Origin of the sequence: Peribacillus sp. NPDC097224 (assembly GCF_044761985.1) — a bacterium.
Taxonomy (GTDB): Bacteria; Bacillota; Bacilli; order Bacillales; family DSM-1321; genus Peribacillus.
In genome coordinates, this window is record NZ_JBIWDK010000002.1 from 502,268 (window position 1) to 518,132 (window position 15,865).

Sequence of the window (15,865 nt, forward strand, 5' to 3'; positions counted from 1 at the left end):
CTTCAGTTTCGTCATTTACTATATTAAAAAAACAAAAGACTTAAAGTGTGTCCGAGATTGTCACGAACGAATGGTACAAGTTCATTCATAATCGGACTGATTGTATATTTACCCAACGGTGTGATGACTAAAATCAGGAAAATCAAGGATCCGTATTGCTCATACTGAGTCATTTTCGCACGCATTTCCACCGAAACCAGATCTTCTACGATCCGATACCCATCAAGAGGTGGTAGTGGTATCAAATTGAATACGAATAGTACGATATTTAAGTGAATCAACATCGTAAAGAAAGGTTCCACGAAGAATGGCATGTCGTAAGGTCCCAACCCTGAAGCGAGTAACCCGTACCAGATTAAATAGCCTATCGTCGCCACAAGAAGATTGCTGAGCGGACCTGCAAAGGAAACCAGTATGCCAGCCAGTCTTGGATTCTTAAAATGAAACCGATTGACAGGGACAGGCCTTGCCCAACCAAATCCTACAATCAAAATCAGGAGCGTACCGATTGGATCCAAATGCTGTATGGGATTCAAGGTGACCCTTCCTTGATTCTTAGCTGTCGGATCCCCAAATTTATAGGCCACATAGGCATGGGAAAATTCATGAACCGTAAACGCGATCAAAAGAACGACAATCACGTAAGGAAGCCTATCCAAACTATAAGCCAAAAACTGTCCTAATTGATCCAATAGCTTCTCCCCCAATGTTTATTACCGTTAGTATACATGAAAATTTCAAGATGTGAAAAAACTCTGATTTCAGTATCTTGCAAATATTTCCCTAATGTGAAACACTACATCTATTAAAAAGAATGGGGGAATATGAAAATGCCATATGTAACAGTCAAGATGCTTGAAGGCCGTACCGAGGAGCAAAAAAAAGCATTGGTTGAAAAAGTAACAGCAGCTGTTTCAGAAACAACCGGTGCACCAGCCGAAGCTGTAACGATTTTCATCGAAGAAATGGCTAAAAACCACTTAGCCGTTGCCGGCGTTCGTAAAAGCGACCAATAAAAGGGTTCATAATCGTAAAAGCTAAGCCATCAATTCGGCTTAGCTTTTCCTTGTAGCTTCTCTATATATTCATATGCATCATCTATTTCTTCAAGCGTATATTTTTGCTTGCTTTTAAGCGTGAAGATTTTTTCAATGACCTCTTCCTTTTCCAACGTATCAAAGTAAAGGACCGTTGAAACAAGTTCCAAAAACCGGGCATTTTGTTCATTCATATCCAATAAGCATGTATCAAGAGAAGGCATATCAACTTCCTGTATCGACAAGAAGTCTTTTCCCGCCTCCGTAATGGAATAGCAGTATTGATAATAGCCCGCCTTTTTCTCCTTCACTTCATTCAGGTACCCCATTGCGCAAAGTTCCTCTATTCGTAAAGTCAATTCCTCCGAGTACGGTCCGTAAAAGTGAAATTGAAATTTTTCATGAAAAGGAAAGGATAACTTCTTCGCTATATAAACAATTTTTTGCAGCTTTTTTCGACCTGAAATTTCACCTGCAGTTGAAATGGCATTGATAATGTTTGCATGATCCTTAAACAAGGCTCGTCACTCCTCACCCAAAATGTACCGCTTTAAATCGACAGCTCCAATAGCTGACGGATTTGTTTTTTTATATCTTTATTCGTTGATTCATCGCGTAGTAAATCTGCCGGGAAGTACAACTTATGATCCGTTCGTCTTTTTCCTGAAATGGCATCCACTATTTCGGATTCACGCGACAATTCCCGAAGTTCGCCATTCGTTTGCAGCAAATGGATTGGCAACCGCTCTTCCTCTTCGCCTGGACGATAAAAATCATAGGGCAGGTCCGAGGAGGAATCGACGACTAAATAATAATCAGGATTGATTCCCGCCTCAATGAATAGCGCCCTTAATTCCATTAGTTTATTCATTTGACTATTCGAAGGATGAAACTCAACATATTTAAAGAGTTTTCGATTCACGAAACGGATACATAAATCCCTTAAGATTGGATCCTCTTCTTCTTCCCAAGCCTCGAAATAGTAGAGCATCACGGATTCATCCATTTTCAAGTAATCTTCTAACGTGACATTGCCCTTGAACATTGAATAAAAGTGACGGGGTTCTTGGGCAAATTGGTAGTTGGTTTCGAATAAATACTTTGCCCTATGCAAAATTTTCGTTAGGATGACCTCGGCACTCCGTGTAACCGGGTGGAAGTAGACCTGCCAATACATTTGGTATCGACTCATAATATAGTCTTCCACCGCGTGCATCCCACTTTGCTTAATGACAGCATGCTCCTCACGCGGCCGCATCACCCGTAATAGCCGCTCCATATCAAAATGGCCGTAGCTTACTCCAGTGAAATAAGCGTCCCGTTGCAGATAATCCATCCTATCGGCATCAATTTGACTAGAAATCAAGCTGACTACTAATTTGCCTTTATACGTTTTGGCAATGACCTCCGCTACTTTTTTAGGAAAATCGGGTCCTACTTTGAGAAGGATCTCATTCACTTCTGTATGACCGATAATGATCTGTTGAGTGAACTGTTCATGGTCCAAATCAAAAACCTTTTCAAAAGAGTGAGAGAATGGGCCATGTCCTAAATCATGTAGCAAGGCCGCACACAACGAAAGCAACCTTTCCTCCGGTTTCCATTCCGGTCTCCCTTCGAAGACATCATCGACAATTCTTCGGACAATCTCATATACCCCAAGCGAATGGCTAAACCTACTATGTTCTGCACCATGAAAGGTAAGATAGGTCGTTCCTAGTTGCTTGATTCTGCGAAGACGCTGGAATTCTTTCGTGCCGATCAAATCCCAAATAACCCGGTCCCGAACGTGTATATACCGGTGTACTGGGTCTTTAAATACTTTTTCTTCTTGTAATTTTTCGCCAGAATATTCCATGGACTACCCTCATTTTCATAATCTCATTGCTTTTATTATAGCTTGTCTTTATAGAATATCCTAACTCGACCCATGATAGAAAGCCTGTTGATTTTATATGAAATCAGGAGTTTTTATGGATTTTGATAGAGAAAATAACGGAATTAAAAAATCACCACAGTTTATTGAATCTGGGTGACGAGTCGCATGTTTCACATTTCAAAACTGCTGAATTATTTATACATAAAGCTACTTTAGCTTCTTATCTATTTTCTCTAGTAACTCGTCTTCTGTCGGGGCCGCAACTGGGCGGTTATTGACAAAAGCGAAGGATTTTTTCCTGCCCGGACCACAATAGGATTGGCAGCCAATTTCAATTTTTGCGTCAGGATCAAGCTTTTCCAGCCGTGGAATTAATGTTTTGACGTTTACTGCCAGGCAGTCATCACACACTCTGAATTCATTGGACATCCTCGGTAAGCATCCTTTCTATAACAAATGATTTTCGTTCTATTTACGTGACTAAAAGGTATTTTACCGTTTCTATCTATGAATATCAAGAGACGGAATGGAAGGAGAAAAGATGCTTTGTCATAAGTGGATGCCCCAAATAGGGGAAGTACCAAGTCAATTCAACTTATTCTTCCTTCCCTCACAAAAAACTAGTATCCTTTTAACCTTTTTGTATAAAAAATCCATATCTTGTCCAAAATACTAGTAGAACACCTAATCAATCATTGTTACAAGATATTCATATAATGATCATTTTAAAAAGTTACCAGAAAGGGAGTATGTAGAAATGAAGGTTCGTCAAGATGCCTGGACAGAAGAGGATGATTTACTGTTAGCAGAAACGGTATTACGGCATGTACGTGAAGGCAGCACGCAACTGAACGCATTCGAAGAGGTCGGTGACAAATTGAACCGCACATCCGCAGCTTGTGGATTTCGCTGGAATGCAGTTGTCCGCCATAATTATGATAAGGCGCTGTCTCTAGCAAAAAAACAAAGAAAACAGAGACAACGGATTCTCGGAAAAGATCAGGGAGGAAAAAAACGTCTGCTCTATACACCGCCATCCCCAATGATTTCTGATATCATGGCTCCTCTCCTGCAAGAAGAGGACGTGGAATCAGAGACTGATACGGCAGTAATAGAATCTACTAATTATGAAACCGCAGAGGAATTTTCTGATGAAGCGTTCGTTCCGACACAACAAAGGAACACAAACATGCCTACCAGCACGCCGGCAATGGGCCTGGATATGGTTATCGCTTATTTGGAGTCCATGAATGGGCGATTGCTACAATCCGAAACATTACAAACTGAAAATGAACGCTTGAAGTTAGAAATAAAAGAGTTAAAAGGACGGAATGAAGAACTTCAAAATAAAGTATCCCACCTTGAACAAAATAGCGGCTTGATGCAGGAAGATTACGAAACATTGATGAATATCATGAATCGTGCCAGGAAGCTAGTCCTATTAGAGGAGGAAGAGCGCCCGGCCACAAAATTCAAGATGGACCGAAATGGAAATCTGGAGAAAATGGCTGAATAAAGATAATGCGGGGGCCTTTTATCAGGTCAACCACATGACAAATAGCCATTCCCTATACATTTTCCGAAAAATGAGTCTGGAAAGGGCTCTTTTTTCATGTATTAGCCTGGTATCTTCTTACTAAAAGTTTCTTTTTCAGTTTCAGTGAATACTATACTCGGAAGCAACACCGAAAAAGCTGTCCCTTCCTTCAGGAACAGCTTTTTACCATTTATTCCTCTTCCAATGCATCGAAGACTTTGTTATTACGTTCTACCACTCTTGTTAAGTACCCTTCATATAAAGGCCACTCTTGTGCCGAAAGGGAATCGGAAAATATCTTCCCACTATGCTCCTTCAATACGTTCAGGAATCTGAGCATAACATCTTGGACAGTTAACTTAACCCCCAATAACTCAGTAAGCGAGGCCATTACGGAAGGAGTGATATCCGGATAAGTGAATTTCGTTTCGACCTGCTTTTTGGCGGTCTGATAGAAACCTTTCACAAGTTCGGCCCTTTGTGCACCACTTCCATTGACGCATATGTATATTTGTACAGCCACACCATTGCGGATCCGGCGTTGCGATATACCGGCAAATTTCCTGCCATCGATACTTAAGTCATAGCTCCCTGGACAATAGGAGCCCACGATTTCTTTTGCTTCGATGCTAACCGGGAAATCGCTGAACATACGTCTAATCAGTTCCCACATGGCATCATATCCACGGTTTATTTCGATTTTCCGTTCGCTTTCAGGGAAAACGAGTGATACATTCAGGACTCCTTCATCTAACACGACGGCCAACCCTCCTGAGTTCCGTACAATCGCCTTGAAATCGTGCTTATCCAAATAATTAATTCCCTCTTTAAGAAAAGGAAGTTTCGTATCCTGAATACCAAGTACGATGGTTTGATGATGCACCCAAGCCCTGGCTACGGCCGTCGAGCGGCCGGAACCTACGGAGGCACATAATGTATCATCCATCGCGAAGGATTCTAGGGCTGGAAACTGGGGACCAACCGATGACTGGTCAATTATCCGCCATTCTTGCTGCCTTAATAATGAATCTGTTTCACTCATAGAAATCTCCCTCTATCAATATCATTCACGTCATTACTGGTATTGCGCAACGAATCCTTGTGCGGCTGTGATGAGTGCCAATTTATATACATCCTCTTCGCTGCAGCCACGGGAAAGATCATTCACTGGACGGTTAAGTCCTTGTAGGATTGGACCCACCGCTTCGAAACCACCCAGACGCTGAACCATCTTATAACTAATATTACCGGCTTCAAGACTCGGAAATATAAAGACATTGGCATCTCCTTGAATGAGAGAATCCGGTGCCTTTTGCCTAGCAACCGAAGGAACGAACGCCGCATCGAATTGAAATTCTCCATCCAGGAGAAGGTGTGGATCCATTTCTTTTGCCAAGGCGACGGCTTGAACGACCTTTTCCGTTTCTGGTGAATGGGCCGATCCCTTCGTAGAAAAACTCAGCATCGCGACTCTTGGTTCGATATCGAATGTCAGGGCCGTCTTGGCACTTTCCAATGCGATTTCAGCCAAATCACGGGAATCCGGGTTAATATTGATGGCACAATCCGCGAATACGTACTTTTCCTCTTCACGGACCATGATAAAGACTCCCGAGGTTTTTTGAACACCTGGCTTTGTTTTAATGATTTGTAATGCCGGTCGGACTGTATCAGCCGTTGAATGGGCTGCCCCACTCACCATGCCATGTGCCTGTTTCATATGAACGAGCATCGTTCCAAAGTAATTCTCATCCAAGAGGATTTCACGGGCTTGCTCAACGGAGGCTTTTCCGTTCCTAACCTCAACAAAAGCTTCAACCATCTCATCCATCATGATGTAGTTTTTCGGATCGTAAATTTCAATGGCATCCAGAGAAATTTTGAGGTCTTTGGCTTTCTCTTGAATTTTGCCGATATCGCCAATTAATACAGGTGTTAATAATTTCGCTTTAGCAAGCCTTCCCGCTGCTCCCAAAACGCGTCCATCCAGCCCTTCTGGAAAAACGATTTTTAGATTATTCCCTGTTATCTTCGATTCTAAAATTTCAAATAAATCGCTCACAAGCTCATCCTCCTTGAATGTATGTACCTTCTATTCATTCCTATATTACCCACTTCGTAAACTTCATGCTCTTCTTCTAAGAATACTCTAGCCGCTATTTAAATTCCAGAATCATTGGTCTTCTTCGTAAAATCGTACATATGAACATTCCTTGAACAAAGAAGAATGACTGCAGACATTTGCGGCCTGATATAAATTTCCTTATACTGAAACTATGTTATATTAAAGTTATATTAAGACATAGGAGTGATCGTAATGAGTGAAGCAGCACAAACTCTTGATGGATGGTATTGTCTACATGATTTCCGCCTGATTGATTGGGCCTCTTGGAAAACGTTGTCAAGTGACGAACGTCAATTAGCCATCTCGGAATTCCAAGGTTTATTGGATAAATGGAATACGACCCAAAGTAACAATGAAGGCAGTCATGCCCTTTATTCCATCGTAGGACAAAAAGCCGACTTCATGCTTATGTTTGCCCGTCCGACAATGGAAGAATTGAATGCCATTGAAAATGAATTCAATAAAACGAAACTTGCCGAATATACGATTCCAGCTTATTCTTACGTTTCTGTAGTGGAATTAAGCAATTATCTAGCAGGTGGAGACGGTGAGGACCCATATCAAAATCCTCATGTACGTTCAAGACTTTATCCAATCCTTCCTCAGGCGAAGCATGTATGTTTCTATCCGATGGACAAGCGCCGTGAAGGAGAAGACAACTGGTATATGCTTTCCATGGAAGAACGTAAAAACTTGATGCGTTCGCATGGCTTGATCGGCCGCAGCTATGCCGGTAAAGTGAAACAAATCATTTCCGGTTCTGTCGGTTTTGACGATTACGAATGGGGCGTTACCCTATTTGCGGACGATGTTCTTCAATTCAAAAAGTTGATTTATGAAATGCGTTTCGATGAAGTCAGCGCCCGTTATGCTGCATTTGGTTCATTCTTCGTCGGCAACATACTTCCAGAAGATAACATACCAACTTTCTTATATGTATAAGACAAAGGCTTCCGGCATCCCGGGAGCTTTTCTTTTTCATCCCCTTTTTATTTCCACTACCATGACATAAAATCCAGAATCGTCCCATACATTTTCTTTAGTGATGCTAATTTTTTTCACAGTCTCATTCAGCTTCAGACTGCCATACATGCAGTAGTTCAATGGCATGTGTAACATTCATTGTGGTTTTTTGGGCCGTGTCCGGGTCTGCCCTAGATTATCCATGTAAACCGTCCCACTCCGGCTGCTATAAATCGCACTGTTTCTTCCAGCCAAGACACTCGGATGTTCAGCTGTTCAAGAACCGAAATAACCTAGAATTTCAGGAGGGAATGCAATGTCACAAAATAATCCTTATGGCAATTATCCTTATGGAGGAAACTCTTATAACCCATATGAAAGTGACCCATCCCAAAGACAGCAGCAGGGTCAATACCAGCAGCAACAAGGCTACCAGCAGCCTGCTTATCAACCACAGATGCCCACTACAGGCGGTACCCAGCAGCAAATCCCTACGCCGATGAACGCTCCCACCACCGGTCCACAAGTACCGGGCATGCTTCCAGTCGAACAATCTTATATAGAGAACATATTACGCTTGAATAAAGGGAAACTGGCCACCGTTTATACCACATTTGAAAACAATAAAGAATGGAATGCAAAAATCTTCAAGGGAATCATCGAAGCGGCAGGACGAGATCATCTGATCATCAGTGACCCACAGACTGGAAAACGTTATTTGATACCAATGGTATATTTAGATTACATTACCTTTGATGAAGAAATTGAGTATGACTATCCATTCGGGGGAGCTGGACTTACCACATACTCTCCTAGATAGAAAGTGACTATGTGAAAACGAACAGCCTCAGAAGTCTTGAGGCTGTTCGTTTTACCCATGCAAAAAACAAAAGCTGACCCTAAATGCGGCCAGCTGAATTTTTCATAAATACTTATAGGCAGCAATGATCATCAGAATCCAAGCTGCTAAAAACGAAACGCCACCGATTGGTGTGATGGCACCTAACACCTTGATTTGAGTGACACTCAGAACGAAAAGGCTACCAGAAAATATGATAATGCCGATGAACATCATCCAACCCGACCAATTGATGAGTGGGCTCGTAATTTTCCCCGCCAACAAACCGATAACCAACAAGCCTGCCGCATGGAACATTTGATAATCTACAGCCGTATTCCAGGTTGCTAAATACTTATCAGGTATTTTCCCTTCTAGTCCATGTGCGCCAAATGCTCCTAGTGCCACGGCTATGAATGCATTCAACGCTCCTAAGATGATAAATAATTTCATGATTGCTCCGCCTCTCTTACTTTTTATTTAAAAATCAAATAAGGAATCCCCATTGGCTTCATCCATTTTAACCGGTTCTGCATTCGGTATGTTCGACATAACAGGTTGTGTGAATGTAACGGGCTTCATGATTTTGTTATTTTCCGATTTTTCATCCACCATCACTTCACAAAGTGCCTGAATGGCAACTACATACCCTTGCAACTTAGTCTCTGAATTCGCCAGTTTAGCTTTCGTCACAAGCTCTTCCATTTTATCCAGCATCTGTTTGGATGAGATATCCACATTTACCACCTCGTCTGCATACATTTCTTAACTTCCCTACCTAGCATAGCAAACATTAAGGGGGAAGAAAACTTACTTTTCAATTGGCTTTGGATTCGAACTTCAAACAAGGCTCACCCGAGGAGCGATACACATCAAGGGAAGGCAGATTGGATGTTTTAAATTGAAAGGCGCGGCAACCTTTGGGGAATTTAGGATCCCACGTCACATAAAAATGCTTGCAGGCCATGCAATTTACTCGTTTCAATTTATCATGCCCCCTTTGCGGTTCGATATTTGCCAGTTGATAGGAGCCAATCCCATTTCCATAAGAAGTTCATTGGTTTTGGAGAATGGCTTACTGCCAAAGAAACCACGGCTAGCAGACAGCGGACTCGGGTGGACGGAAGTAATGATTGGGTGGCGCTTTTCATCTATCCAACGCAGTTTTGTTTGAGCTGGCTTTCCCCAAAGGATGAAAATCACCGGTGTCTCCCTCTCATTCAACAGCTGGATGATTTGATTCGTGAAGGTCTCCCACCCTTTGCCCCTGTGGGAATGTGCCTCCCCTTCACGTACAGTTAGAACGGTATTGAGGAGAAGCACACCTTGTTCCGCCCATTCGCCTAGGTAACCATTGTCAGGGACCTCACAGCCCAGATCACTTTTCAGTTCTTTAAAGATATTTCGTAAAGAAGGCGGGATGCGGACGTCAGGCTTTACCGAGAAGCTAAGACCATGGGCCTGACCCTGTCCATGATAAGGGTCCTGGCCAAGAATGACGACCTTTACCTTTTCATACGGTGTACAGTGAAGCGCATTAAAAATATCTTCCGGACTCGGATGTATGGCATGCTGATTGTATTCTCGTGTGATGAATTCTTTTAAATCCTTATAATATGGCTTTTTAAATTCCTCTTTCAATAGAGGCCACCAGTCATTCGTTAAAATCGGCTTTGTCATCTTTACTAGCCCCTTTCTCGCTTTTCCAATTATTATATCAAACTCATTTTCTGATTCATGTTTCTATATACCCCTAAAAAGGGGAAATAGATAGTTAGCAAGCAATTTAAGTAAGATGGAGGATTTTCTATGAAAAAATGGTATAAACGCAAACGATTTTATTTGCTTGTTAGTATGCTCCTTGTTGTCATCGCCGTCATTGTCTATAACAGCTATAAACCCCTGCCCAAAGGAATATCCTACGAGGGGGAGATACATCATGTCGAGGATATCGATTTCATTTATGACCTCTCTTATCATGATGAACAAGGAAAGGTACAGCATGAACAGCGAATCTTCCAGACCATCTATGATGCAATTGAAGAGGCCGATTCTTTTATCGTAATTGATATGTTCTTGTTTAATAGTTTCTATGATGAGAAAGTAGACTTCCCTAAATTAAGCAAGACTTTAACAGATAAACTGATAGCCCAAAAGAAGAAGAAACCTGAACTTGAGGTTATGTTCATTACCGATGAAGTGAACACCTCCTATAATGCATACGAATTAGACGAGTTAGAAAAGCTGAAACAAAATGACATCGAAGTGATCGTAACCAACTTGGACCGACTCCGGGATCCCAATCCACTCTATTCCGGACTATATCGAACATTTTTCCAATGGTTTGGGGAAAGCGGGAAAGGCTGGATTGTCAATCCCATGGCTAATAATGCCCCAAAGGTCACGGCACGGTCTTATCTTCGATTAATGAATATCAAAGCCAATCACAGAAAAGTGGTAGCTACTGAAAAGACAGCCATCATCTCATCCGCAAATCCTCATGATGCAAGTGGGTTCCATTCCAATATTGCTTTCCAGATGGATGGCAACATCATCAGTGATTTCGTCAAAGCGGAAGAAGCCGCATCGAGGTTCTCTGACGGTCCGAAGGCATTTCCTGAAGTTAAAGGAACAGAGGAAGAAAATGGCCCCATTTCCGTTCAATTATTGACGGAAGGAAAAATCAACAAACATGTCCTAAAAGCCATTAGGGAAACAAAGAAAGGCGATCGAATCCAGCTCGCCATGTTCTATATCGCTGACCGACACGTCGTCGAGGCATTGACCGATGCGGCCAGGAGAGGTGTCCGGATCCACATGATATTGGACCCGAATCAAAATGCATTTGGCAGTCAAAAAATGGGGCTTCCCAATCTGCCGGTTGCAGCCGAATTCGAAAAGCTAGATGAAGGGAATATCAACATACGTTGGTACAAAACCGATAAAGAACAGTTCCATACGAAACTGATGACGATTCAAAAAGAAGAGGAAACCGTCATAATTGGAGGATCAGCCAATTACACAGCCCGAAACCTAGACGATTATAATCTAGAAGCCAATGTTGAAATCCATGCCCCTAAAGACACCGAAGTCGCACAGGAAGTGGATGACTATTTCCAGCGGCTTTGGAAAAATGAAAAGGGCGAATATACTTCAGACTATAGCGAATACCAGGATAAATTACCGTTCTTAAAATATGTTACCTATCGATTGCAAAAGCTGTTCCGTTTCACCACCTATTAATAATTAATAAGGTAAATGTTTAGCAATGGCTAAATAAGGTTATATACTACTATAGCTAATAACAAGCTGAGATATGCAAGATTCCATTTACCCAATTTAAGAAAGTCTTACACTAAAATTGAAGGAGGAGTTTATATGTATCAAGTACATGTTGTAGAAAACGGTTTACAAGCTAAGGAAAAAATCGATGAGTTAGTTACAACCGGCTATACGAAGGATGATGTATATTTATTTGCTCACGATAAGGATCGCTCTAAGCACCTTACCGAAAATACAAATACTGAAGATGTCGGCATGAAGGAACAAGGTTTCCTCGATACAGTTGGAAACCTCTTCAAATCACGTGGGGACGAACTACGTAACCGAATGAGCAATCTTGGACTTACCAAAACAGAAGCGGAACGTTATGAAGAAGTGTTAGATGAAGGAAAAGTCGTCATCATTGCATCCAAACAAGACAACAAAGACGGAGTTACTCATTAATTCCCGTTAACCCATTACCCATTTACCCTATATCACATCCTATATAAAATGAGGCCCCATTCGGGAGCCTCATTTTTTGTGTTATCCAAGAATTCTTTGATACAACGCCTTTGCATGGACCATATCCTTCGTGCCATGAATTAACGCTCGGCCATCCTGAAAAATGACCATACGCTCCCCGTCTTTTTCACAAGAAAGAAGGAAAGGATTAACCTTGACTAAATAGTCACTTCCCTTTAAATCTTTGGCCAGCTTCTCTAGTTGGAGTTTCAATGGCTTTGATGGCCTGACCTGTACCGTATCCCTTCCACAAAGGACAGCGGTTTTGGTCATATTATCCGCATTTAAAAACGGATACGTCCGTTGCTCCCCACATGAAAGACAGTCCGTTCTCTTTGCTTTCGTTAATTTAATCGTTTGATATTGGTTTCGCCATAAATCGAATGTAACAAGCGTTGGTCGAACTGCTTCCCAATCTTCGACTAAAATCTTCAAGGCTTCAGCCGTTTGATGAGCCACTACCATGGTTACGGCTGGAGAGATGATTCCACCGGTATCACAGGTCATCCCTTGTACCGGAATGGTTTTCATCAGGCAGTTCATACACGGTGTTTTATCTGGAAGAATCGTCATGGTCATGCCAACACTGCCTACGCATGCCCCATATATCCAAGGTATTTGAAGCTTTTGTGATAAATCATTGATTATCATCCGAGTCTCGAAGTTATCTGTAGCATCTATTATCAAATCCACATGACCCAATAATGGTTCAAGCGTGCGTGCAGTGGCATCCATGATGACCGCCGCTACATCTACTTCGTGATTAATAGCATGCAAGTGCCGCTTTGCCGCTTCGGCCTTTGGCAGTTTATCCTCGACATCCTGTTCCGTATATAACTGTTGACGTTGTAAATTACTGGACTCGACGTAATCCCGGTCCACAATGGTCAACTTTCCCACACCTGCACGAGTCAAGGCTTCTGCATTAGCGGAACCAAGCGCTCCAGCTCCCAGAAGCAAGACATGCTTTTGACGAATGTGGGCCTGTCCTCCTTCACCGATCGGAGAAAACAAGGTTTGTCTTGAATATCGCTCATTCACTATGATTCCCCCCTATCTAATTAGCCTCCGCTGACAGGTGGTATGAAGGCGATGGTATCTCCATCAGCCACTATCACTTCGTCTCCGGCAAACTCTTCATTGACCGCTGTCATTACCGTATCCAGACCTTCCAAATGGAACTCGGCCCTAATCTTTTCCTTTAGCTGAGCCACGCTCAACCCATTTCCTTCTATAGAAATAGTCTCTTTTCCCATTTCATCTTTTAGTTGAGCAAACAAAAGTACTTTAATCATCGAGATCCCCCTCTTCTGGCTTTCCATTAGGATAAGGTACGGTTTCTAGTTGATTGCCAACCCATGTCTCCCCATCTTCCCAATGTTCCTTTTTCCAAATCGGAACGATTTCCTTTATTCTTTCTATGGCATATCGATTAGCTTCATACGCGTCGTTACGATGTGGTGTACTTACAGCGATGACCACTGCAATATCTGTAATTTCCAATTGACCGACCCGGTGAGTGATCGCCGTTTCTGCGTCAGGCCAGCGCTCCTTAATCTCCATCCCGATTTGTTCTAACTTCTTGACCGCCATCGGTTCATAAGCCTCATAGATTAAGAATAGAGTCTTCTTCCCCTTCGTCATTTCCCTAACTGTACCAATGAAGGTCGTGACTGCACCTGCATCCCGCTTAACTACTTTATCTACCACTTCTTGAATGACGATCGGTTCCTTCGAAATTTCAAAATTCATGGGGTACCTTCCTTTCTGACAATTTCAGTTTGGTATATATGTTTTGCTTCTTCATAATCTTCCATTGTATTCATATTAAAAAAGAGAAGACGGAAACGCTCAGGGTCTTCATGATATAACGAAAAGTCGGTTTCCTTGATGACTTTCACCCTGATCTTTTCTAGAAAAAGCTTCATTTTCAATTCCTTCTTCTCCAGACATTCCGTTAACAAGGGTAGGCACCTTTTGTGATAGACCGCAAAGAGCGGCTGAAGTCTTCCATTGATTTCCGGAATGATGGCATCAAAATCCGATTCATAACATGAAAGCATTTCATTGACCGCCTGATCATTTACAAAAGGCATATCACAGGCACTAAGGACCTGCAGCTCTGTTTCGGAAGAGGACATTCCAGCATGGAGTCCTCCAAGCGGACCTTGACCTATATATATATCAGGAATGAAAGGTAATTCAAGAAAGTGATATTCTTCAGGTGAATTCGTAACAACCAGGATGTTTTCCGTAACCTTTTTAAAGACGTTCGCCACTCTTTGGATGTTCACCGCCTCGCCTATTTTCAGCAAGGCTTTATTCATACCCATTCGGCTTGATTGGCCACCGGCTAAAAGCAAGATCGTACAATTCAACTGAAACACCTCCTATTATTTGATTGAACCCTTTACCATTTGGAAACGTTATAATGAATAAGTCCTTTTTAAACGAATTCGGTCGTACCTCAATAGTTTAAATCAACTTTTAAAATATTAACACTTTCACACCCTTATCAAAAGATTGAATATAGCATATTTCTCCGGTGTTTTACATTTTCAAATGGATTTTACGCATTATATCCCTTTTTCATTGAATAATTCACCATTTCAATACAAAATTTGGCTGTACTCCCATAAAAATCACCAGATGAGATTTGTTCATTCTATGTCATGTCCCGCCCCATTTTAAAGCCTGTATTTCCAGATATCTTCTTAGTTTTACATAATATAAATTTTGGTATATTCTAAAAATAAGATATTACGGTACACTGATAATATCCATATCATTCAATACTCCTGAGGAGGTCACATAATGACCATGAATAGAGCTATGACTGTTGCTGGTTCAGATTCCAGCGGCGGTGCAGGTCTTCAAGCTGATTTAAAGACATTTCAAGAATTCGGGATTTACGGAATGTCCGCTTTAACGACAATTGTCACCATGGATCCTAAAAACGGTTGGTCTCACAATGTTTTCCCTACACCGGTCGAAATTTTAGAAGCCCAATTAGAAACGATTCTTTCTATCGGGATAGATGCCATGAAAACAGGCATGCTTGGTTCTGTTGAAATCATTGAGCTTGTTGCTCGTAAAATAGACGAATTGAAACTGGATAAGGTCGTAATCGACCCGGTTATGGTATGTAAAGGGGAAGATGAAGTTTTACATCCGGAAACTGCTGTCGCACTTCGTGAGTTGCTTGTTCCACGTGCAACAGTCGTTACTCCAAACCTTTTCGAGGCTGCACAATTGGCTGGGACTGCCCCGATCAAAACGATTGATGATATGAAAAAGGCTGCCGAGAAAATCCATGCCCTTGGTGCCAAATATGTTCTGATCAAAGGTGGTAATAAGCTGGATCATGACAAAGCCATCGACCTTTTATACGATGGAAAAGAGTTTGAAATCCTGGAATCCGAAAAAATCGAAACGACCAATACACACGGGGCCGGCTGCTCATCTTCAGCTGCAATTACGGCACAGTTAGCTGAAGGAAAGAGCCCTCGTGAAGCCATTTATGTCGCAAAAGACTTCATTACCGAAGCCGTCCGTCATTCTTGGAAAATGAATGATTATGTAGGTCCGGTCAATCATGGTGCATACCATAAATATGGGACGCCTAAAAAATAAAAAATACTATTAATTAAGAGGGTTGCTCAAATACTCGAGCGGCCCTCTTCGCTTTTTCCGCTTAACT

The 15,865-nt window shown here is 41.9% G+C and carries 20 protein-coding genes; 7 read left to right on the forward strand and 13 right to left on the reverse strand.

What is annotated here, in order from left to right; all coding sequences use genetic code 11:
* Positions 1-23: 23 nt before the first annotated feature.
* A complete protein-coding gene (locus tag ACIQXR_RS05870) occupies positions 24-692 on the reverse strand; it encodes a site-2 protease family protein (protein WP_402870235.1) in 669 nt (222 codons plus the stop codon).
* Positions 693-830: 138 nt separating this feature from the next.
* Between ACIQXR_RS05870 and ACIQXR_RS05875 the strand changes: the two genes are divergently transcribed.
* A complete protein-coding gene (locus ACIQXR_RS05875; RefSeq protein WP_402870233.1) occupies positions 831-1,016 on the forward strand; it encodes a 2-hydroxymuconate tautomerase in 186 nt (61 codons plus the stop codon).
* Positions 1,017-1,045: 29 nt separating this feature from the next.
* Here ACIQXR_RS05875 and ACIQXR_RS05880 read toward each other — a convergent pair whose 3' ends face one another.
* The 3 genes from ACIQXR_RS05880 to ACIQXR_RS05890 all read right to left on the reverse strand — a co-directional run bounded on the left by ACIQXR_RS05880 (position 1,046) and on the right by ACIQXR_RS05890 (position 3,345).
* Positions 1,046-1,555, reverse strand: a complete 510-nt coding sequence (locus ACIQXR_RS05880) for a YwgA family protein (protein ID WP_402870231.1) — start codon at positions 1,553-1,555, stop codon at positions 1,046-1,048.
* 32 nt (positions 1,556-1,587) lie between these two features.
* Positions 1,588-2,895 carry an HD domain-containing protein gene (locus tag ACIQXR_RS05885; protein WP_403079728.1) on the reverse strand — a complete coding sequence of 436 codons (1,308 nt, stop codon included), beginning with the start codon at positions 2,893-2,895 and terminating at the stop codon, positions 1,588-1,590.
* Between the two features lie 228 nt (positions 2,896-3,123).
* Entirely contained in the window at positions 3,124-3,345 is a 222-nt protein-coding gene (locus ACIQXR_RS05890) for a YuzB family protein (RefSeq protein ID WP_402870227.1), read from the reverse strand.
* Positions 3,346-3,673: 328 nt separating this feature from the next.
* Between ACIQXR_RS05890 and ACIQXR_RS05895 the strand changes: the two genes are divergently transcribed.
* Positions 3,674-4,432 (forward strand): RsfA family transcriptional regulator, encoded by a 759-nt coding sequence (locus tag ACIQXR_RS05895; RefSeq protein ID WP_403079730.1) that lies wholly within the window; start codon positions 3,674-3,676, stop codon positions 4,430-4,432.
* A gap of 211 nt (positions 4,433-4,643) precedes the next feature.
* On the opposite strand, the gene lipL is transcribed toward ACIQXR_RS05895, so the two are convergent.
* Positions 4,644-5,495 carry an octanoyl-[GcvH]:protein N-octanoyltransferase gene (lipL, locus tag ACIQXR_RS05900; protein ID WP_402954946.1) on the reverse strand — a complete coding sequence of 284 codons (852 nt, stop codon included), beginning with the start codon at positions 5,493-5,495 and terminating at the stop codon, positions 4,644-4,646.
* 33 nt (positions 5,496-5,528) lie between these two features.
* Positions 5,529-6,515: a phosphate acetyltransferase gene (gene pta / locus ACIQXR_RS05905; RefSeq protein WP_402870221.1), complete on the reverse strand. Its 987-nt coding sequence runs from the start codon at positions 6,513-6,515 to the stop codon at positions 5,529-5,531.
* A gap of 255 nt (positions 6,516-6,770) precedes the next feature.
* On the opposite strand from pta, the gene hemQ reads away from it, so the two are divergent.
* Both hemQ and gerQ read left to right on the forward strand, forming a co-directional pair.
* Positions 6,771-7,520 carry a hydrogen peroxide-dependent heme synthase gene (hemQ, locus tag ACIQXR_RS05910; RefSeq protein WP_402990530.1) on the forward strand — a complete coding sequence of 250 codons (750 nt, stop codon included), beginning with the start codon at positions 6,771-6,773 and terminating at the stop codon, positions 7,518-7,520.
* A gap of 337 nt (positions 7,521-7,857) precedes the next feature.
* Positions 7,858-8,361, forward strand: a complete 504-nt coding sequence (gene gerQ / locus ACIQXR_RS05915) for a spore coat protein GerQ (protein ID WP_403079731.1) — start codon at positions 7,858-7,860, stop codon at positions 8,359-8,361.
* Positions 8,362-8,463: 102 nt separating this feature from the next.
* On the opposite strand, the gene ACIQXR_RS05920 is transcribed toward gerQ, so the two are convergent.
* From ACIQXR_RS05920 to ACIQXR_RS05930, 3 genes are all read right to left on the reverse strand, one after another.
* Complete coding sequence (locus ACIQXR_RS05920; RefSeq protein ID WP_402870213.1) at positions 8,464-8,832, reverse strand: DUF423 domain-containing protein; 369 nt, start codon at positions 8,830-8,832, stop codon at positions 8,464-8,466.
* A 27-nt stretch (positions 8,833-8,859) separates the two neighbouring features.
* Positions 8,860-9,141 (reverse strand): YwdI family protein, encoded by a 282-nt coding sequence (locus ACIQXR_RS05925; protein ID WP_403079732.1) that lies wholly within the window; start codon positions 9,139-9,141, stop codon positions 8,860-8,862.
* A 219-nt stretch (positions 9,142-9,360) separates the two neighbouring features.
* Positions 9,361-10,059 carry a uracil-DNA glycosylase gene (locus ACIQXR_RS05930; RefSeq protein ID WP_403079733.1) on the reverse strand — a complete coding sequence of 233 codons (699 nt, stop codon included), beginning with the start codon at positions 10,057-10,059 and terminating at the stop codon, positions 9,361-9,363.
* Between the two features lie 129 nt (positions 10,060-10,188).
* Between ACIQXR_RS05930 and ACIQXR_RS05935 the strand changes: the two genes are divergently transcribed.
* Complete coding sequence (locus ACIQXR_RS05935; RefSeq protein WP_403079735.1) at positions 10,189-11,622, forward strand: phospholipase D family protein; 1,434 nt, start codon at positions 10,189-10,191, stop codon at positions 11,620-11,622.
* Positions 11,623-11,757: 135 nt separating this feature from the next.
* On the forward strand, positions 11,758-12,105 hold the full coding sequence (locus ACIQXR_RS05940) for a YflT domain-containing protein (protein ID WP_402870203.1): 348 nt from the start codon (positions 11,758-11,760) through the stop codon (positions 12,103-12,105).
* Between the two features lie 81 nt (positions 12,106-12,186).
* Here ACIQXR_RS05940 and ACIQXR_RS05945 read toward each other — a convergent pair whose 3' ends face one another.
* From ACIQXR_RS05945 to mobA, 4 genes are read right to left on the reverse strand one after another with little or no spacing between them, the layout of a single operon-like run.
* Positions 12,187-13,206: a MoeB/ThiF family adenylyltransferase gene (locus ACIQXR_RS05945; protein WP_402870201.1), complete on the reverse strand. Its 1,020-nt coding sequence runs from the start codon at positions 13,204-13,206 to the stop codon at positions 12,187-12,189.
* Positions 13,207-13,226: 20 nt separating this feature from the next.
* Positions 13,227-13,460, reverse strand: a complete 234-nt coding sequence (moaD, locus tag ACIQXR_RS05950) for a molybdopterin converting factor subunit 1 (protein ID WP_402870199.1) — start codon at positions 13,458-13,460, stop codon at positions 13,227-13,229.
* The gene (locus ACIQXR_RS05955; RefSeq protein WP_402870194.1) at positions 13,453-13,917 is read right to left on the reverse strand and encodes a molybdenum cofactor biosynthesis protein MoaE; all 465 of its coding nucleotides are present in this window, start codon (positions 13,915-13,917) and stop codon (positions 13,453-13,455) included. Before ACIQXR_RS05955 ends, moaD begins: the two co-directional genes overlap by 8 nt.
* Complete coding sequence (gene mobA / locus ACIQXR_RS05960; protein WP_402870191.1) at positions 13,914-14,543, reverse strand: molybdenum cofactor guanylyltransferase; 630 nt, start codon at positions 14,541-14,543, stop codon at positions 13,914-13,916. The genes ACIQXR_RS05955 and mobA overlap by 4 nt, the downstream gene beginning before the upstream one ends.
* Positions 14,544-14,979: 436 nt before the next feature.
* Between mobA and pdxK the strand changes: the two genes are divergently transcribed.
* Positions 14,980-15,798: a pyridoxine/pyridoxal/pyridoxamine kinase gene (gene pdxK, locus ACIQXR_RS05965; protein WP_402870188.1), complete on the forward strand. Its 819-nt coding sequence runs from the start codon at positions 14,980-14,982 to the stop codon at positions 15,796-15,798.
* Positions 15,799-15,865 lie beyond the last annotated feature (67 nt).